This window comes from Shewanella sp. 0m-8, assembly GCF_052977265.1.
This window is the reverse complement of sequence record NZ_JBRIMB010000005.1, coordinates 77218-96401: the sequence shown is the minus strand read 5'-3', so window position 1 is coordinate 96401 and position 19184 is coordinate 77218. Positions and strand designations below refer to the sequence as shown.

The window sequence follows — 19184 nt, the reverse complement described above, 5'->3', positions numbered from 1 at the left end:
AAGTGTAAGGTTTATCCTCTCAATAACGAACACCCCAAACAGCATGTATGTATTGTTAGCACTTCCAGCCAAATCGGAACTATCAACCTCTACCACATCAAAGCTGCAAAATGTTATTATTCACACGAATTACACACAATAACGACTCACAAAACCATTGCGAGTTAACACGTTAATCAATATAGTTGCGCAGTTTTTTACAGCCTCACTTTAAGGTCGGTTAACCATGTCATTGCCAAAAGATGAACACCCTATCGATAACAGCCAACATCAAAGCGAAACAGACTATGAAACGCCTGAGTTAGCCATGGTCGAAGTGAGCCAATCGGTTGAGCAACTGACCAATGCAGAGGGCGAGCAGCAGGCTGAACTATTCCATGACATGCTAGAAGAAGCCGAGCCCGGTACTGTGGCTTTGTTGCTAGAGTCATTACCGCTAGATGAACGTTACGAGCGCTGGTTGCAAGTTGAAACGAGTGAGCGCATTGGCGTATTAGACTTGATGCGTGCTGATCCACGTAATGGCATTTTGGATGAGATGCCTGAAGCTGAGTTAGACTTGCTGTTCTCTCAGATCTCACCTGAAGATTTGATTGAGTGGAGTGATACGCTATCTGACGCCATGACCGAGCGGGCGCTGTCACAAATGGGCGAGCGCCAACGACAGCACTACGATCGCTATGACCAATACTCTGAAAACGAGATTGGCCGTTACGCAGAGCATCAATTCTTAGCGTTAAACCTGACCTCAACCGTGTCACAAGCTCAGCGCTTCTTTCGCCGTATTAAACTCGACTGTAATGATCATGTCTTCCTGCTCGATGATGATGACAAATATATTGGCAGCGTACGTCGCCACGATGTGTTTCGTGCCGCACCAGAGAGCACACTCGCTAGCCTACTCTGGGAAGACAGTCGCTCGATTCTCGCCGATGCCAGCTTAATTGAAGCCGCTGAAGCCATTGAACACAGTAACGAATTAGAAATTGCCGTCGTCGATACCAACGGCATTATGATTGGTCGCATGACACTGCGCAGCGCCACTGCACTCGTGCGTGAGCATTACGAGGCGCAGTTAATGGCAACCGCAGGTATGGACGAGGACGACGATCTGTTCGCGCCAATTACCGTTGGTGCTCGTCGCCGCGCAGTCTGGCTAGGCATTAACTTATTGACCGCACTTCTAGCCTCAGCCACCATCGGCTTATTTGAAAATGTGCTGGAAAAAGTGGTTGCCTTAGCAGTACTGATGCCGATAGTTGCATCGATGGGCGGTATTGCAGGTAGTCAGTCACTCACCTTGATGATCCGCGGTATGGCCATGGGGCAGGTATCCTCAGGTAACGTCATGTCACTGCTAAAAAACGAGCTCGGTATCGGTATCTTAAATGGTGTGCTGTGGGCGACAGTGATTGGTCTGATTGCCGGCTACTGGTTTCACGATCCCATTATTGGCACTGTGATTGGCGCAGCGATTTTAATTAATATGGCGGTAGCGGCCATTGCAGGGGTAATGGTGCCGATGATATTGCAGAAAATGAATCAAGATGCCGCGCTGTCGGGCTCGGTCATTTTAACCACCGTCACTGATGTGGTGGGCTTCTTCTGCTTCTTAGGCCTCGCTTCGGTTCTGTATTTATATTAATAACGAACAATCAAAAACAGCAAAGCCTAGCTAAAATAGCTAGGCTTTTTAATATTAATGATTACAAGACTTCCCACCAAACTAGCTCTTGAGCGGATACATCCACAAATGTGCTGGGTTATTCAACCTTTGGCTGGTTAGCTTGTTGTACTAATCTCACAGGCAGCCCAAGCTTAACTAAATGATTGAGAATGAATCGTCCACTCCAAGCCCAACTGCTTAATGAGATTAAGTTGTCGTCACGCCCAATTAGTTTTATATCACCATCGATAGATAAACGCAGCGGAGTGTTATCTTCTGCGGCTACTTGAATATCGGCACAAGCAATATGACTCATTGTAGATCGCAATATCGTCCTCGATTCATGACCACTAATGCTAGAAGAACTAGAAGTACCGGGAGTTAGCAGCCAAACGGCATCTCTAGTGGTGCAAACAGCCTTAAAAGAGCGAGATTTAATATCGCTATAGAAGGTAAATATGAATACAAAGCTCGGCAAGGCAAGCATGATAAAAGTAATGACCATCATAACGACCACCCCCATATCTGACATAGACTCAGTCCTATAAATGACATCACGAAATTTATTTCGATAGGGACCTACTGGCAATATTGCTTTAAAAAAGCCTGGTAGCAGAAAAACATAGGTATATATACCCGCGATAGCAAATAGAAATGGTTTAACACTGGCTCGCCATGACTTTTTAGTCACTGTGCGCCCTCTTGTCATTGATAGATGCTGATTTAGAGTGGCAATTACCCCATCTGCATCATCCTCTTCTAGCGAGATAGAGCCTATATATTCGATTGCTTGCTCTATACCTTCAGCTTGCTGTGGTAGCACTTCGGTTTGTTGTTCTAAGAAATAGATGTCAAAACGTTTAATCAGCAAACAGTTAGACTGCTCATTTTCTAACAGCAGATACTGACTATCCAAAGGTAAAGCAAATTCACATTGACGCCGTAACAGTCGGTAAATAAAAATTAATATGCAAAACTGGTACGCTATGATGCCAATGGCTATAAAGTTAATATTGGCCAGAGCATAGGTATTACTAACGATGCTAATAACAATAAAAAAGCCAAATACCCATTTATCAAAAGCAGACATTAGAACTGACTTTACGACAACAACCACATTATTTTTAAGATAAATAAGCTGTCGCTGCCTCGCTTTAAAAGCAAAACTCACAATCGCGTAAAGGGTTAATAAAACAGTAAAGCAAACAGAGAAAGCCAAAGCATCATAAAAATAAGACCAAATCAGTAACCCAAAGCCGATAACTAGAGATGCCTTTTGATAAATACTTCGAGTAAATGGCGTGAGCACTGCGTCTTGAATACTAGCCTTTATATTCACTTACTTTCCTCACATTAATCAGGCTGCTTGCTGTATTGTTTCTGCAGCCTAATCAAATACTTTTTGCATCTTGAATATAAGCATTATTTTTATGCTCACTTAGTGTCACCTAAAATCATGCTCAACTGTTTATCTAGCGCATTAACAACCTGACAAAAAAAAAGCTCTTATTAGCTAATCTAACAAGAGGCCATTTTTACGGAAAATTCGCAGATTAGAGTCTTATCCAATTGTCGCTGGAAGCATAACCTGACATAGGCAGCTTCCAGCTTTCAATAACTTAGCTTAAAGATATAACCATATACTGACATAAAATATAACCATAAGCTGACAAATCGAGACAATCTCTAATGAGCTGTAATTATGGCTTGTACTTTTATTACGACAAAGTCACTTGATAGTTGCGATTGACTCAAACTCAAATCTTATTTTCTTTGTGATAAGAATTTTCGCTCTGAGTGTTTGGTAAAACATAATTACAGGTGTCAGTATGTGTGATTTGTACTCATCTCCTTCTGGGCACGTTTCATTTTCTTCAATTAGTTTCTCTACAAGATCTTTGAGCGGCTGACCCCCAGTATGTGTATTTTTGATAGAGTAAAGGCCATCTCTAACATCTAGTTGTCTTGTTAATTTGAGAAACTCAATAATCGCACCTCTAAGCTCTGGGAACGAGTGCAAATCATGGTTTAAAAGGAAGGTCTTCAACTCATCAAACAATAGATCCTGCTTACCAAAAAAAAGCTCTATTGCTGATTTTGAAAATCCATTTTTTAACAGCAATGATTGCTTAAAAATGTCTTTCATTCCTGAAAAGGGAAAATCGTGATGAGGTTCTGCCGCATAATCCCTACCCATAATAGTTGTTGTCATTTCGAGCAGAGAAAGATTGTAGTCATCTATAACGACCGTAAGATATTCATAAGAACCTTGCACTTCATGAATATTTTTTCTACGAGCTTCTTCAGAAATCACTTTCTTTTGTGAAGCTTCAATTTTTTCAGAAAATGATTGCCAGAACGCATTTAGAAATAAACCAATAACAATTACCCCAAAAATTGCTTCTATAGAGATGAGCAGCTTACCTATGTCACTTATAGGTGTTATTTCTCCGTATCCTAATGTTGTTATTGTCACAACACTAAAATATAAACTATCAGAAAACTTTGGTGATTCTAATGATAATGTATCAGGGATGCTCCAATACAGAAATGCAAACACGGCTATAACAGCAATATAAATAAGCAATATGTTCTTGTAGTTTAACTTCATTGATGTTCTCTAATTTTGATTTAGTAGCTAACAGCTTACTATCCAGCACCCTATATAAATAATTGATTTTAATGCACTTACACTTAAACCACCAGTGTGTTCTATTGATGTGAAGTAACTATTCCCCATAACCACCTGAAAACATCATTTATACTATAACGCCACGATTTAGCGATATGTATTGCGTTTCTTTTCTTCGATAATAATGGGGTATTCTTAATGGAAAAATAGGGCAGCCATCGCTTATGAACTATGCAAAAACCGTTTGCATTAGCTTTTCTGTTGATAAAGCTTTACTTGCGCTATTTACCATGTTGAACAGTGAAAATGATTTTGGGGCATAAATGTGTCAGTTGCATCCCTCTGACACATACCTGGACAATAGTTAGTTAGCGATTTTGCTAAATTAGCTTTTAGACGGATTACTTGTAGTATGGAAAAGCCTATACTCAAGTGGTCAGAACAACACTATCCACTAGTGTTGTTTAAGTCAGTTACCAAGGTTCTCTAGGTATTTAACGAACGCAGTAAAATCACCTTTGTCTGCTTCCTTAAGGCAAGAGATATAAGCTTTGCGCTCTTCGCTCACTTTCTCTAGATTGCCCTCTGCCCAGTTAATTGGTGGCTCTTCTAGCAGAACTATGCGAACTACATCGGTAAATATACGCGAGTGTCTGCCATTACCATTTGGGAAAGGATGAATCTCAACAAGCTTGTGCTGTATGCGTGCGCTGAGCTCTAGATTTGAGAAGTGTTTGAACTCTACCCAGCACTTAGCATCTTCTAAAAAGTTGTGGAGCTTGGGCCTGATTTGGAAGGGATCGCAGCCTATACTTAACTCTTTGTTTCGAGTGGTCCCGGCCCAGGTCCAAACATCACCAAATAGGTTTTGATGGAGGGCAAGAACAAACTCAGCTGAGAAAATAGAATCCAGCGTTAGGCCTGAGATACCACTAACCCATTGCTGGCCTGCTAGTATATTGGATTGTTCAAGCTCGTTAAGTTGTTCTCTTGTTGTTACGTGTGGGTGTTTCAACCCTTCCATGTCATCAGGATCAAGCGGTGTAGCACCTTCTGGCTCATCAATGTTCAAAATACTTTGTATTCCTTATTTTTACCCCATAGCTTACGCCCACCTGCACGCATAATTTCTTCGGCTAGTTCACTTATTAAGATATTTTCTTTCTCTTTGCTAACTGATTGCGCCTCTAGAAACATATTTTTAGATGCTTTCTTTACCTCTACTTTCGCAACCTTAAGCGCACGCTCTTGCATTGTGTCAGATACAGCCTTTTTAGGCTTTAGAGTGTATGAGAAGTCACAGTCTAGAGCTTCAGCTAGTTGCTTTAACTGATTTAGAGTTATGTCGCCATCAACCTCACGCCTTTCAAGGACTGAAATTCTATTTCTTGTCAAGCCAGCTCTATCTCCTAGCTGGGCGCCTGACATATCAAGAGCTTTTCTTACTGTCCTAATCCAGCCCTCTTTAGGTGTTGAGGGGAATAGCGTTCCCTTAACTGCATCAACCAGTTCTCTGTACTGTCTTAAAACCGTTTTCTTAACGGGTTGTTGCTTGTGCGTATTGCTTTGAAAAGAGTACATAGTAACCTCGTCCTCCATTGTTCATGCCTTAAGTGTACCCGAAATCAGATACAATTTCCAAGCTTACGTATTCAAATCCGACGACACAAATACGTTGTTCGTATCGGAATATGGATACAAACCTACAGTCATTGTACTAAATCTTAATTACAGCTTGATAGAAAATGTATCCCATTTAAGATACAGCTTTTTATTTTCGTATTTGGTTACAGGTGCAAATGATGGATAAACGCATCCGAAAACAGATACAAAAAATGGATTGCCGTATCCAAAAACAGATACACAATCATAGCTAGTGTAATCGGATTAAGATACAAAAGAACAGCTCATCGTGTCCTTTTTGTGTTTAACAGCTAGGTGATGTGAGTAGCTAACGCAAGGCAATGGGGGCGAAATCGTGCAATAAACCACCGTTCTCGCTTCGAACTTGATGTGAGGTTAATTATGATTTTCCAAGATAAGGATACAAAAATTCACTAACTTCTCTTGAAGCGACACCAATATCAACTTTTATGCCCTCTGGTAAGCCCCTAGAGCATAAATACCCTTTCCATTGTTCCTTTCATCAGGATCTAGAAGAGCAACTACAACTATCTTTATTCCTGATTTAATGATTGCAGAAGAACATGCAGGAGTTATTCCAACAAATGAACATGGCTCAAGAGTGACATAAGTAATAAAAAACCTCTTCCCACATAAAGTAAGAAGAGGCTATTTTTACTGCCTGTTCGGCAGATTTTTGCATTAACTTAAACATCGAAACGATTGTTTTTATTTTCAGCTGCCTATTCGGCAGGTAACAATAAACTTATCAAAAATTCATATATAAAATCAATAGCGAACAAAAAGACTAAATATTTATCCTAAATATATCACCAACGACAAATATGCATACTTATCAGTATCTAAAAAACAATCATAAAAGAAAGGTCAAACCTTCTCAACTAAGAATGATAGATCTGGAACTGTTCCATTCAGCTGTTGATTAGTGGCAAGCCCATAGAGATTAAACATAGGTACTAATTGCTTATCTGCCATACTTCTTTGGACATGGAGAATGTAATCTTGCTGGCTGCTACCGCTACTCATTGCAACTCGATGAAAGTTATCCAACTCTCTCGGTTCACCACTTTTACTAGGATTAAAAACTTCCCCTCTTGCTAGAGCTCGTTTTTCTAGACGTTTTAATCGTCTTCGAGTTTCACCAACAAACATCTTTGCGATGCCTTGATTGCGCTTAAACCTGATCTCGGCACAACCATCAGGAACAGCTTCAACATTACCAACGCTGAAGAGCCCATACTCTTGCATATCTTGAAAATAACCTTGTAGCCTCAGCTCGTTCAATACACCTATATCGGTGTGAACAAAAGCAATCATATTGCCGATTGATGCATCTGACCAAGCTGGAAAACTCACACCAAGGCCTTGGATTTCATGCTTACAAACATAGCCATGCATGACTGAAATACAACGTCCAGTAAGCAATGCTAAGTTTGCTTGTTCAGGTAAAAATCGCACCATGAAATAGTAGCGTTTCATATCAGGCCTTCACAGGTGTTGTTTTAGCGGTTATTGATTTAGTGGTTTCGGCGTTTGATTTACTTTTAGCTTCAGCCTTTTTTTGGAACATGCCGCCCTTTATTAACACCGCAAAGAGATAGTAGATATTAGGACTAATCGAATATTCCCCCTCTGCTAACTGTTGCTTAAGCTCTGTAAGATAGAGCTCAGTGTTAACAAACAGAGAATAAAAACTCTGCTTAGATTCAGGATCTCGGCGCGCAACACCTATCTCTTTGTCTGCACCAAATTCATGAATACGTAAACGCTTTGAAGCATCAACATCCCACCAATCATCAATTAATTGCAGTGCAGCGCCAACCTTTACCGAATTAAAACTCACAGCATAACGACCATCAACACACTTAACCTTGGCAAATTGTTTTGAGGCTTCGCCCTGTGCCGCTTTTTCGCCAAAAGACTGACTTGGGTAGATCTCTTGGCAGAAAGCAGTTTCAATTTTTGCGGTGATATTGGCATCCCAAAATACAGTAGGATCAGTTAACGCTTGATGAACCTCATGACTGAGCTCTTCTAATACTTGCTGAGCATCGACAGGCCAACGACTGCCCCAAGCAAGTTGGCGGGTGTTAGCTATTTGATAGCAATTACCAGAGCTAGTTTTAATCTCTATTTGAGAGTTCCCCGTATTTTGGTTACGCCACAGCCAGGTACCTAACAGCACGTTTTTACAGTATCTAGTTGCGAGTTCTTTGTAACCACCACACGCTTTAAATGTGGCTGCAAACTCTTCAAGTAAAGCAAATACGGTAGGTTCGCTGCAACCAGAAGGTTTAAGGGAATTAGCTTGTACTCTCAATGAGAAACGACAATAGATATGCTCGACATTTGGCGGAACATAACACTCTTCAAGGATTAGGGGATTACAGTGGGCTAAATCTTGCGGCGCTAAGTTTTTAGATTTGAACTGAGGAGTGAAGGCTTCAGTAAAACCTGCCTTTTGACCACGAATTCGATTTATTTCCGCTTCAAGAGGCACAAAATCGCTTTCAGCGGTTTTATAAAAGAAAATTGCTTTGCTTGGGTACAAGGAGCGGTCATATTTTAAAACATTACATAACTCCATAAAGCTTCCTCAAATCCGTTTCATTAGCATTGAAGTCTCTTTTATATCGAGCATCCAAAAGGCTCGCCTAAAAAAGTTACTCATCCCCTGCAACCTTATATCAATAGCAGTGGCACACTCAACCACTCCTATTGCAGGCTCAGCATAACAATGTAATGGCTCGAACGAATACTTGCGGCTTTCAGGAGCTCCCAACAACAGATAACCCGACATTACTGGACACAGTGAAGCATGTTGCTTCAGCAACCTCAGTAACCCATCAAGACTATCCATTTGATATCTGGTCGGCATTACCCATTTACCGGATGCAGGAAGCCGCCTTAGCTTTGAGTAAAGTGACGCTTCACTACGATACAGCTCGCACCATTCATCGACAGCGCCTATCTCTGGAGGATGCATTACTCCTCCGGCAAAGTTGGCAGGAAAGCTTGCTTTTATGGCACCAACAGAATTATCGAGTGTATCTAAGTCCTCCTCATAGCCATCGATATGTACCACCAGATCAAACACTAAATCACAATGTTTGTTATCTACAATCCCAGCTCGCCTAAACTGGTTTTCTTTTTGCCCTTGCATACCGTACTCCGGCAGTTTTTTACCTGCTACAGATGAGTACTGACGAATAAACCACGAAAAGGAGGTCAATCTAAGCTGAGTACCTAGCCTTTCATTTAATCGTCGTTGGTAGTTATGCATCATCCCCCATACTGCCGTTAACGAAGGGATGCCTGCACAATAGGGGTTAGATAATGCTTGGGCATCAAATACTCGTATGCCTTTCAAATACAGATAACGCTGTTGATTGTCTTCATCAGAAGCAATTACTACTGCAATTGGTTCCTTCGAGAGATTATCGAGTAACCATTTCAAACTACTTTTCAATGGCTTCATCAAACGCTGATGGAAAGCATATTTCTGTAATGAATTTGAGTTAGACAGCACTGTGTTTAAAAGGCTAAACATGGGGCTGAGTAACTCAATAAGATTTTCTTTTGGCGCAGTTAAAAACTGATACTCAAATGAGCCATGAATACAGGCGAGTTCACTAGCGTTAACCTTGTTCTCTTCTACCTCTAAACGCCACTCTAATAGAGGTGACAACCATTCAGCCAGCGTAGCTCTTATCTGCCTCATGCTTGCTACTTTCTGCTGCCTGCGTTGCTTAAGTGCCAGTTCAAAACCAATTGATAAAAGTCCCTCTAAGGCTTTTTTAAATCGAGGTTGTGATAACGCGCCTTGGTTTAATATAGTCTGGCCGGCTTGAACCTTTAGTACCCAAGAGTCACTTAATCCATGCTCTGCACTTCCTATCCTGGGTGGGTAATTCAACACTTTGACGTTGCCGCCAAGAGAAGCCGACAACTCGCTAACGGCAGCAGGACGCGTAAACTCAATATTGGTGTATCGGCCCTGCTTAGCCATTGCTGCTTGTTGTATTTCAGCTTGCAGTGCATGGCTAGCAACTGGCGTTATCGCCAAATAGCCATTTCGATAAGGTAAGCGAACTTGAATTGAATATTTATCAACACGATTGGGGCTATCATCAATAGGCAATGAAGCTTTAACCCTGCCACACAAATTCATGAAGTGCTTCACAGGCATGCCAAGTTCCTTAAAAGCCGTCTTCCACTCATTAGGAGGATCAACCAAAACAGTCCCGAGGCAACAAACACACTCTTGCCAGATAAAATGACAGGTAAACAACTTTGTTAAATTCACTTTGGCACTGTCATGTGACCAACCTAAAGCCCTAGTGCAGTTTGCGCTACTCAATACATGAGGATGTGAAAACGGAGATGCTGTAATCAGCCTTTGTTTGCTAACTCGTATATCAGGATACTTTAAATTATGCGTATGTAACCATTTCACCTCGTCAATACAAGCATCTAGATGTGCATCAGTATTGAGTGTTTGCTTGGCTAACCGTTTATCAAGTAGGTCATCAACCCGCTTTCTAGGGTAAGTCAGATTAAGTAGAATGGTTAATGCAGAAGCTTCACTGCCCGTCACATCTATCGGTGCGGTATAAGCGGTAAATGCTCGCCTTAATGCAATATTACGCTCAGCGATATCGTCAATGCCTAACAACTCTTGGAATTTCAGTTTATCTACCATGCTGATAAATACATCCCTTGTTTATCATTACCAAAACTCGCCTTATATTCGATGACTTGCCTTAGGTAGAACACACCAATATGAGGATCAATTCGAGTCTGAATTTTCTGCCTCAGTCCAGCTGTTAACACGCCATCTTGATAGAGTCGATACACTTGTTCATGGGTAGTTGAAAGTAATACTGCGGTTTCAGTCACAGAGACCAACATATCAGCCACATTAGGCTTTTTTGATTTTGGATATGACTCAACTAGTTTGTTAAGGTAATCCATCAAAGCAAGATAGATAAAATGCGGCTCTTTATCTTCAGGCAGTAAACACTGGGAATCTAAAATTAGCTCACCGTAAATTGACCGAAATGATGTGCGATTAAACAGGTCAATAAGCCTCGCCTCAGCCCCTGTAGTCACTGCATCGAGTTCTCGATAGAAACTTGATGGCCAATCTTCAAAGTAAGCAACCGCTCTATGCGCCATATATTCAATATTTTCAGCATGACGCTTCTGATACCAAAGCAAAGCGGCAAATCGCTGAGTCGCAGATGTGCCCATAAATAACAGAGGATTGTTAGATAAGGCGTCACCTTCAAACAAGCTACGGGATAATAAAACAGCTTGGCTATCAGCTTTCTCGCTCAAAGCTGACCCAAACTCAAAACCGCATGCACAATGAGTAATAGACTCGTTCTCAATGTAGTTAATGTGCTGCTGGCACTCAGGGCAATGATGAAGCAGTTCGCACTCATGCTTGGCACACACTTCAATTGGCTTAATATGCCAAGCCTGACGAATATAAGGCTCTTCTTTCAGACATTGAGGACAAACTGGCACAGTCTCAATACCGTCTTTATCTGCATAACGAATAAAGCTCAGCGGGATATCAACACCATTACGATGCACTGCCGACATACCGCCAACGAATGCTCTATTAGAACGTAGTAAGGCCAATTTTTGTAGCTCATGTGGTGGTAAATCAAGGAGGGATTCAAGCAAGCTCAACGCCCGCATTCTAAAGTGGCTATTGTGTTTGGCGTGATACACGTTAAGGCGTTTTAGCTCGATAGGGAATGCGCCATGAGCCTCAAAATCTAACTCATGCAACTCTTCCCTAATGGCGAGGCTTAGCTGCTGATAGGAGTCAAAGAAGTTCTCGGCTACAACTCGTAGCAAATAGCTCTCTAATGACTCATCAGAGAATACACGTACTTTAGGTGAAAAGAGAAATGCCATCAAACACCAAAACTAAGGAAGTCTTAGCCAAAATGTAAAACTCCTCTCCCCAAATAGCAAGTGATGATTAATCAAGCATCGCTTGAACGATCTTTCCATAATGTGAAAACAAGGCAATCTAATAAAACTTAGTGTTAAGAATGACATTAATGTACATTCGTAACTAAAGATATGCATACAAAACCTTACAAGTAGTCTTATAAAACAAAGGTTTTAGCGATACTAAGGAGTTAATTTGCTTTCCAATATTCCAGCAACTCAAGATTGGTTATCCCAGTTTTTGCCACAAGACAGGCCTGTCGCTTGCAAATTACTTGATGAATTAATCTACATTCCTACAGATCGGGTTATTGGTGATCTCAAATTGGTTGTTGAATCAATTTTAAAGGAGTACGAGAGCACTGCAATCTATCCAATTAGAGAGTTACTGTCAGAGGATGAAAGCTATTTTTCACTAGCTGATGCAGCTGAACATCCTACAATGCAACATGGACAGGCAGCTCAAGGTAGTGAAGCGTTCGTTTCAAATCTAATTACTAGATTAAATAGGTCTTCAAAGGCAAAGGTAATTTTAGAGGACGTTGGCATTGGAAAGTACAAAATTCAAGCTTCACCATCAATATCTACGATCAGAGATAAGAAGATCAAAACCCTCATTCTCATTGATGATTTAATTGGTTCGGGTGATAGAACTCGTGATTTCCTTGAAGCCGTATACAAGCCCCCCTCAATTAGAAGTTGGGTATCAGCTAAATATTTAAAAATTATTGTTGTTGCTTTTATGGCTACCAATAAAGGCAAAAAAAGTGTTGAAAAGTGGTGCAAAAATGAAATGAAAGCCAAGTTGCTTGTTATTAACGAGTGCCCCACATTTCATAACTTACCTAATAATGAAGAGATTTTTGATTTATGTAAAAACTACGCAAAAAAGGGAGAAGGAATTCCATTAGGGTATGATGAAGTAGCTGTGAGAGTCATTTTTGGGCATTCCGCGCCTAACAATATTCCTGCGATTTTGCATCGAAAAGTGGACAACTACAAAGCAAAATCTACGACTTTACGTGGTAGGCTTTCTAGCTGGATCCCTCTATTCCCTAGTAGAGATGTACCTGAACAACTAAAAGCTCAGATAATGACAAAGAAGAAAACGCTTACCATAAAAGCTTCTATTCGATTATTGCTGAATAAATTGGAACAAACCACTTCTCTTGGCAAAGATAAATTATTTCAAACTCTCGAGTGGCCTGTTGCTGATTGGGAGCATTACGTGGCGTTGTGTTTAAAGCTCAACATGATCACCGAGAATGGTGACCAATTGAAAATTACAGAGCAAGGTAGGAGGGAGTTGGAAGTGCTTAACCGAATGAAATATACAATTGAATTTAATACCAAAAACTATTACCCTAGCTTAATTGAGTAGGGTCGTACGTGTCCCAATGCTAGTGTTAACCAATCGGTTTACGATTGGTGCATCTTTTTAGGTGTTCAGGCTTCAACTTAACTGTTGGCGGAGAGCATGTTTTTGCTTAACCAAATATGCTCTCTGGTATTGGTGTTACTTACCAATGCTATGGAAAATGTGAAACTTAAGTTTTTGGGGCGGCTCCAACTAATCGGTCGATGTCTCGGTCATAGTCGGAGCCGCCACAGCAAAATCTAAGCATCAAAGGTAGCTTTGTGACAATTGGCCCCACTCATACTTATATACAAGAAGGCATTCGAAATGGATATTCCGAAGCGCAGCTTTCTGATCTTTTAAAGCTTTCCTCTCTTCAAAAAGAGAAAGGTATTTCATACCTCCATAGCTTGAATCACATTAGCCATATTACAGGTGCTCATTATCTTTTTTTGAGGGCTGTTGTCGAAAGAACTTCTTCCCCGTATAAGCAATTTTCTATCCCTAAAAAAAATGGGGGTACACGAAATGTATCTGCACCTGATGAACAACTTAAAATTGTACAGCGATGGATTTCGTCTAGTATGTTGTCAGAAGTAATACCGCATTGGAGATGCTTTTCATTTCATAAAAAAGCTTCCATTATAAATTGTGCGAGAGAACATAGCGGCGCTAAATGGCTTATTAAAATCGATATTGAGAATTTTTTTGATTCGATTAAAGAAACTCAGGTATACAGTTTATTTGAATCGATGGGTTACAACTCATTAGTTTCTTTTGAATTAGCAAGACTCTGTACAGTGCAGCCAGAAAGTACAGCTGATGAGACTACTGACGAGTTTAGCAGAGCAAGTATTGAACGTCTTCCATATAAGCGACCGCAAGGATTTCTTGCAGGTCGTTTGCCACAAGGCGCACCGACTAGTCCTATGTTGTCAAATTTAGCATTTCGTAGTTTAGATGAAGCTTTTCAAAGTCTTGCCGAAAAAAAATCATTTGTGTATACACGCTATGCTGATGATCTGTGTTTTTCTTCATCAAAAAAAGGATTAAAAAGAGAAGGCTGCCTACAAATCATCAAAATAGTTTCAAGAGTTTTACGTGCCAATAATTATCAAATTAACCAGAAAAAACTAAAGATAATCCCTCCTGGCACCACCAAATCAGTCTTGGGACTCAATGTTGATTGGGCTTATCCGAAGCTGTCAAAACAGTTTAAAAAACGTTGCCAATTCCACGTCCGAGGCATCGCAGAGTTTGGGCTAGCCGAACATGCCGAATATCGTCGGTTCAAATCTGTTTTTGGTATGATTAATCATGTGTATGGGTTGATTAATTACTGCAAAGACGTCGAGCCTAGCTTTGGGGCAAATCTGGAAACACTCTTTATAAGTGCTCTTGAAAAAGAGGGGGTTAAATAGCCAGAGCTCTTTTCACGCTTCCTATTGCGTAAAACACCAGCCACGACCAATCTAACACTGCAATATATCCTCACTAAAACTTGACCGAAAACCATAACTTACTTCGACTAAACAGGTAAGATAGTCGACATTATTTTTAGGTGCTGTCCCTAAGCACTTTATGCTCTTAACTAACGCCTCATCACTAGCCATAAATAGCCTTTATGAAGCGCATAAGCAGCAATAAAAGACACATTTATCGGATTTCGGAAGCACTTGTACGGAGATTACTAATTGGGCGCTAATGGTTTACTGACAGTACTAGCACTTCTGGTTGCTGCTTATAGTTTATTATCTGACATTAAAAGGTTAGATTTTAAACTTCGAGTCTCAAGCTTTGACTACCTAATGGCTATAGGCTTAGTAGGGGCTATTTTGTTAGTAATTTATTCTCCTGTGATCCTTAGTTTTAATGTAATCGAGCCCATTGGTTGGTTTTGGGGGTTTGATGAGGAAACGATGTCATTCTCTTGCCTAACGGCACTTGTTTTACTCTTTTCATGGAAAGCTGCTGGTAAGAAGTTGCCTAGCAGCAATTTTGAGCAATGGGCCAGTTCATCAGAACGATTATTGCGTGAAAAGAAGTTTACCGAACTAGGCTTCCTTCTGAATAAATATCATGAGCAACTATTTTCTGTTATCGACAATCAGGTCTGGTACGTAAAAGCACATGCTTTTCTCTATCCCGTTCCCGCCTTAATATCTTTAAATGCTAACCCTAAAATCCCATTTTATAAACCTACCATTGATTTTGTTCGGCTGCAGCTTGCCAAGCTTTTTCCAAGTAATTGCAGCAAACAAGACGCGATTGAACAGTCTCTCTCACGAATTTTTAAATCAAAACCTTTTGTAAATTTCTTAGTTGAAACCTATCCATTAATAGCAGCTGATGCATCGCTATTGAGATTCCGTGATGATGACGAATATATCAGAAATTTGTTTGAAGCTTTGATATCTAAGCCTTCCAGCCCTTTATATCGTGAGTTACGAGATAATCAAAATTGCTCTCATACTGGAGAGTACTACCTTGACGAAAGTAACCCCCTACTGAATTTCTACTTAAAGGATATTGCGGTTGCCGGTGATTTAAGAGTCTATAAGCCCGTTGGCGATTATGTTGTGGCGTATATAAAAGCTCACAAAGGGCAAGACAATTTTTACAATCAACCTAATGACAGATTTTCTGAAGGGGAAAACGTTGGGATTGTCCGATTTTTATAGGGACTTGTTTCTTTGAGGTGATGATATCTCTAGCAATATTTCAAAGGCATAAGGACCACATGTGGTTGATGTACTGTGACTCCTTTATCGGTGAAATACTAAATAGCCTTGATCGAAGTTCAGAAGTTGATATTGATAGAGAGTTTCCATCTAGATATGACTACCTAATTTATAATCTGTTTTCGGCATGTGATAGATGGGTCGGCGCTGTGGAGCATGTATTTAATAAGCCTAAGCCGTTTAAGGGCGCTCAAAATTACCCTGAGTACTGGGCAGCGAAAACTCTTGGTAGCATGCTAAGAAAGATCATTAAGTCTGACAAAATGAATAGCCATTAAAAAGACTACTTTCTCGATATAGTCCTCAGAAGAATGAAAGACCTAGATCACAAAGAGCTTCAAGTGTATTCAGCATTAATTTTTGACAATTGTATTAGACCAGCTGAACATTCTGCAGTTGATCATGACGTTATAACAGTCCTGCACGAACTATATAGAGATACAGACCATGTCTTAAAGTCTAATACATCTACATTTGAAATTGAGATATCGAAATATCACCACACAAAATATTGATTATATTGAAAATATGTAATTTATGACTGTTCGACTAGGTAAACCTTTACAAGAGTATTTTAAATGACCATCCCTAGATTTAACGAGATTATGCCTGAAGCACTCGAATTTCTTGCTAATAGCGATGCGATTAATTGGCGCTCACTTGAAATCCCATTAGCAGAAAAAATGGGGCTTTCACCACAAGAAATAGAAGCCGAATATGAGTCAGAGAATGGTGCTATTTTTTGGATAGAGTGAGCTGGGCTTTAAGTGCACTAGGAAGAGCTAAGTTGGTCGAAAGACCAAAAAGAGGCTTTTATCAGATCACTCAGCTTGGACTAACCTACCTTAATCGAAAAGAAAAAATATACCCATTAGTCAAAGAGGTTGATGCAAAGCAACGTTTACAAAACAAAGAACAAAAACAATCTGAGGTTGCATTAACTAGTCATACGTCCACACCTAACCACCATGAAGATAAAAATCTAAAGCAGATAGATACGACTCCCTCAGAAGCATTGGATTTAGCTTTTGATGAAATCTTAGAATCACGTTACGAATTGATATTAGATACAATTCTAAGTAAAACCCCTACCGAGTTTGAGCATTTGGTTGTAAAACTATTGGGCAAAATGGGGTACGGCGATCAAATATCAAACTCAGGTTTTGTTACCAAAGCAAGCAACGATGGTGGTATCGATGGTGTTGTTAAAGAGGATGTACTCGGCTTTGGCCGTATTCACATTCAAGCCAAGCGATATGCAAGAGAGAATAGTATTAGCCGAGAGAGCATTCAAAACTTTGTCGGCGCTTTAGCTGTTGCTCAGTCAAACAAAGGAGTGTTCATTACCACTTCACGCTTTACCAAGGGAGCTTCTGACTATGCAAAAAACCTCAACGGCAGTACTAACCTTGTTCTGATTGATGGTTTACAGCTCGCCAAATATATTTATGACTATAGCCTTGGCATGCAAACAGAGAGAGTTATCGAAATTAAAGAGTTAGATGCAGATTTTTGGGATCGAATGAAAAATGAGGAATTAGAGTGATAATTGTAGATCAACTTCCTAAATTAGCCGCTTGGGCTTTTAACTTGTTTAAATCTAAGCTTAGAGAAAAAGAAAAGAATCTGAAAGGTCACTTTAAACCATACTATCAAGATGTTGAAGATATCATGGTTCGACATGTACAAATTATAAACTGGCTTAATCAAGAACAAAATTCTTGGTGTAGTTCCCACGATGACGATGGTGCAGAGCAATACGAAGAGCTTCAAGCTCATAATAAAATAATCTATGAAAATGCATCAAAAGCATCTGGTGGTGCTAACCTAGAAGATATGGCAAACGAAATAGAAAATTTAATAGCGGCCAAAAGTAACGTTATTGCTCCGAAGCTCATAAAAAGCTTAGCTAACTACAAAGGCCTTTGCTTAGAAGCTCACCAGCTTGGTGAATATCACTTTCTATTAGTTCCTTGTCAGGAAACATTAAAACTTACTAGAGAGTGCAAAGCCCAAATCCCATCACTACATGGGGACTGTACCGTAGAGTGATAACAAATAACTTAAAGCGTATAAAAAATAGGAACGTCCCTATTCTATAATTACGAGTAGCCTCTAATCTTTATTCAATTGATTGACTAAATTAGCCTTCTCTTCCTCTGTCATTTTATCAAGCAAGCACAGCAGCTCAGCTGTGCTTTCTGACTCGCAAAAAAAGTAAGCAACGGGCACACCTAGTTCATCTGCCATCGCTTTTAGCGTTGCGTAATCCGGTGTGTGTTTACCTTTCTCATAATGATTCATGCGTGCGCTCGCCGTTCCCGGTTCCATTCCTAACTGAATGCCCAGTTGCTTTTGGCTGATACCCATCGCTTTTCTTGCCTGCTTGAGCCTAAGAGGTAGCGGGCTAATTCGTTTGTCTGACACGAGTTCATTTTTGTCTGATCCTAGATAACTTAGATTGTCTTAGTTTTTTCACTTAAGGTATACTAAGGAATCCTTAGCTTTTTAGGTGACATTGTCAAGTTTTAGCCTAATCAGAAAAAATTGAATCGATAAGAGGGAGATGAGGTAGAGGAAAACAATAAGAAAAACGTCACGGATTGGCTCATTAGATGTTGAAATTATTAATAATTGGTAAATACCGTGAACGAATCAAAAATCCGTATAAACAAAATACTTATTAGTATCTTAAAAAGTAAAACGCTGTCTCAATTTACTGCTATTGAGTTAAAAAAGTTATTCATAGAACAAGTTCCTGCCTCAAAAAATAAAGATACCAGCCAACTAGTGCATAGAACACTCAGCAAATTATGCCAAATTGGCTTCCTAGAAAAGCGTACTGATGGCAAAAAGGTATTATTTTCTAAGACATTAACTTTTGATGAGAGTCGTCTATATCCAAGTAAACCACGCTGCCAAACGCCACAAACATGTGCAGTGAACCTCGGTACAGCTCAGCTACAAAAACTCAAAACCACACTTAATCAATATCAAATTGATCTGCTTGAGCACATTGGTGAAGCAGAAGAATTTAAACGGTTATTTACTGAGTATCCTGAAACTAAAACACCCCTATATTCCCGCTATATGGAAGCACGTAACTTAAGCTCCTCAATCGTTGGCAAAATTAAGGCTATAGAAGCCTGTATAAATGCGCTTGAGGAGTTATGA

Annotated in this window: 18 protein-coding genes; 9 read left to right on the top strand and 9 right to left on the bottom strand. The window is 40.0% G+C overall.

Features of this window, described 5'->3' with window-relative positions:
• Positions 1–226 precede the first annotated feature (226 nt).
• Positions 227–1645 carry a magnesium transporter gene (locus ACVBIO_RS03985; protein WP_447159009.1) on the top strand — a complete coding sequence of 473 codons (1419 nt, stop codon included), beginning with the start codon at positions 227–229 and terminating at the stop codon, positions 1643–1645.
• Between the two features lie 118 nt (positions 1646–1763).
• Here the strand turns inward: ACVBIO_RS03985 and ACVBIO_RS03980 are convergent, their stop codons facing one another.
• From ACVBIO_RS03980 to ACVBIO_RS03945, 8 genes are all read right to left on the bottom strand, one after another.
• Positions 1764–3005, bottom strand: a complete 1242-nt coding sequence (locus ACVBIO_RS03980) for a hypothetical protein (RefSeq protein WP_447172040.1) — start codon at positions 3003–3005, stop codon at positions 1764–1766.
• Between the two features lie 390 nt (positions 3006–3395).
• A complete protein-coding gene (locus ACVBIO_RS03975) occupies positions 3396–4277 on the bottom strand; it encodes a potassium channel family protein (protein WP_447172039.1) in 882 nt (293 codons plus the stop codon).
• A 490-nt stretch (positions 4278–4767) separates the two neighbouring features.
• Positions 4768–5370 (bottom strand): mobile mystery protein B, encoded by a 603-nt coding sequence (locus ACVBIO_RS03970; RefSeq protein WP_447172038.1) that lies wholly within the window; start codon positions 5368–5370, stop codon positions 4768–4770.
• Complete coding sequence (locus ACVBIO_RS03965; RefSeq protein ID WP_447172037.1) at positions 5367–5897, bottom strand: mobile mystery protein A; 531 nt, start codon at positions 5895–5897, stop codon at positions 5367–5369. Before ACVBIO_RS03965 ends, ACVBIO_RS03970 begins: the two co-directional genes overlap by 4 nt.
• A 912-nt stretch (positions 5898–6809) precedes the next feature.
• Positions 6810–7421 (bottom strand): type I-F CRISPR-associated endoribonuclease Cas6/Csy4, encoded by a 612-nt coding sequence (gene cas6f / locus ACVBIO_RS03960; protein WP_447172036.1) that lies wholly within the window; start codon positions 7419–7421, stop codon positions 6810–6812.
• Position 7422: 1 nt separating this feature from the next.
• Complete coding sequence (gene csy3, locus ACVBIO_RS03955) at positions 7423–8529, bottom strand: type I-F CRISPR-associated protein Csy3 (RefSeq protein ID WP_447172035.1); 1107 nt, start codon at positions 8527–8529, stop codon at positions 7423–7425.
• A 9-nt stretch (positions 8530–8538) separates the two neighbouring features.
• Complete coding sequence (locus ACVBIO_RS03950) at positions 8539–10644, bottom strand: type I-F CRISPR-associated protein Csy2 (RefSeq protein ID WP_447172034.1); 2106 nt, start codon at positions 10642–10644, stop codon at positions 8539–8541.
• Positions 10638–11873: a TniQ family protein gene (locus ACVBIO_RS03945; protein ID WP_447172033.1), complete on the bottom strand. Its 1236-nt coding sequence runs from the start codon at positions 11871–11873 to the stop codon at positions 10638–10640. The genes ACVBIO_RS03950 and ACVBIO_RS03945 overlap by 7 nt, the downstream gene beginning before the upstream one ends.
• A 235-nt stretch (positions 11874–12108) precedes the next feature.
• Between ACVBIO_RS03945 and ACVBIO_RS03940 the strand changes: the two genes are divergently transcribed.
• The 7 genes from ACVBIO_RS03940 (at position 12109) to ACVBIO_RS03910 (ending at position 18062) form a co-directional block, all read left to right on the top strand.
• Positions 12109–13293: a phosphoribosyltransferase-like protein gene (locus ACVBIO_RS03940; protein ID WP_447172032.1), complete on the top strand. Its 1185-nt coding sequence runs from the start codon at positions 12109–12111 to the stop codon at positions 13291–13293.
• 257 nt (positions 13294–13550) lie between these two features.
• Complete coding sequence (locus ACVBIO_RS03935) at positions 13551–14690, top strand: reverse transcriptase family protein (RefSeq protein ID WP_447172031.1); 1140 nt, start codon at positions 13551–13553, stop codon at positions 14688–14690.
• A gap of 273 nt (positions 14691–14963) precedes the next feature.
• Complete coding sequence (locus ACVBIO_RS03930) at positions 14964–15950, top strand: hypothetical protein (protein ID WP_447172030.1); 987 nt, start codon at positions 14964–14966, stop codon at positions 15948–15950.
• 59 nt (positions 15951–16009) lie between these two features.
• Positions 16010–16288 (top strand): hypothetical protein, encoded by a 279-nt coding sequence (locus ACVBIO_RS03925; protein ID WP_447172029.1) that lies wholly within the window; start codon positions 16010–16012, stop codon positions 16286–16288.
• A 300-nt stretch (positions 16289–16588) separates the two neighbouring features.
• Positions 16589–16765 carry a hypothetical protein gene (locus ACVBIO_RS03920; RefSeq protein ID WP_447172028.1) on the top strand — a complete coding sequence of 59 codons (177 nt, stop codon included), beginning with the start codon at positions 16589–16591 and terminating at the stop codon, positions 16763–16765.
• Entirely contained in the window at positions 16762–17556 is a 795-nt protein-coding gene (locus ACVBIO_RS03915) for a restriction endonuclease (RefSeq protein WP_447172058.1), read from the top strand. Before ACVBIO_RS03920 ends, ACVBIO_RS03915 begins: the two co-directional genes overlap by 4 nt.
• Positions 17553–18062, top strand: a complete 510-nt coding sequence (locus ACVBIO_RS03910) for a hypothetical protein (RefSeq protein ID WP_447172027.1) — start codon at positions 17553–17555, stop codon at positions 18060–18062. Before ACVBIO_RS03915 ends, ACVBIO_RS03910 begins: the two co-directional genes overlap by 4 nt.
• A 63-nt stretch (positions 18063–18125) precedes the next feature.
• Here ACVBIO_RS03910 and ACVBIO_RS03905 read toward each other — a convergent pair whose 3' ends face one another.
• A complete protein-coding gene (locus ACVBIO_RS03905) occupies positions 18126–18437 on the bottom strand; it encodes a helix-turn-helix domain-containing protein (protein WP_447172026.1) in 312 nt (103 codons plus the stop codon).
• A 219-nt stretch (positions 18438–18656) separates the two neighbouring features.
• On the opposite strand from ACVBIO_RS03905, the gene ACVBIO_RS03900 reads away from it, so the two are divergent.
• A complete protein-coding gene (locus ACVBIO_RS03900; RefSeq protein ID WP_447172025.1) occupies positions 18657–19184 on the top strand; it encodes a hypothetical protein in 528 nt (175 codons plus the stop codon).

Coding starts and splice junctions, on each gene's coding strand:
- ACVBIO_RS03965 (WP_447172037.1), bottom strand. CDS start 5,897: ATGGAGGACGAGGTTACTATGTACTCTTTTCAAAGCAATACGCACAAG.
- ACVBIO_RS03925 (WP_447172029.1), top strand. CDS start 16,010: ATGTGGTTGATGTACTGTGACTCCTTTATCGGTGAAATACTAAATAGC.
- ACVBIO_RS03975 (WP_447172039.1), bottom strand. CDS start 4,277: ATGAAGTTAAACTACAAGAACATATTGCTTATTTATATTGCTGTTATA.
- ACVBIO_RS03945 (WP_447172033.1), bottom strand. CDS start 11,873: ATGGCATTTCTCTTTTCACCTAAAGTACGTGTATTCTCTGATGAGTCA.
- ACVBIO_RS03950 (WP_447172034.1), bottom strand. CDS start 10,644: ATGGTAGATAAACTGAAATTCCAAGAGTTGTTAGGCATTGACGATATC.
- ACVBIO_RS03920 (WP_447172028.1), top strand. CDS start 16,589: ATGACCATCCCTAGATTTAACGAGATTATGCCTGAAGCACTCGAATTT.
- ACVBIO_RS03985 (WP_447159009.1), top strand. CDS start 227: ATGTCATTGCCAAAAGATGAACACCCTATCGATAACAGCCAACATCAA.
- cas6f (WP_447172036.1), bottom strand. CDS start 7,421: ATGAAACGCTACTATTTCATGGTGCGATTTTTACCTGAACAAGCAAAC.
- csy3 (WP_447172035.1), bottom strand. CDS start 8,529: ATGGAGTTATGTAATGTTTTAAAATATGACCGCTCCTTGTACCCAAGC.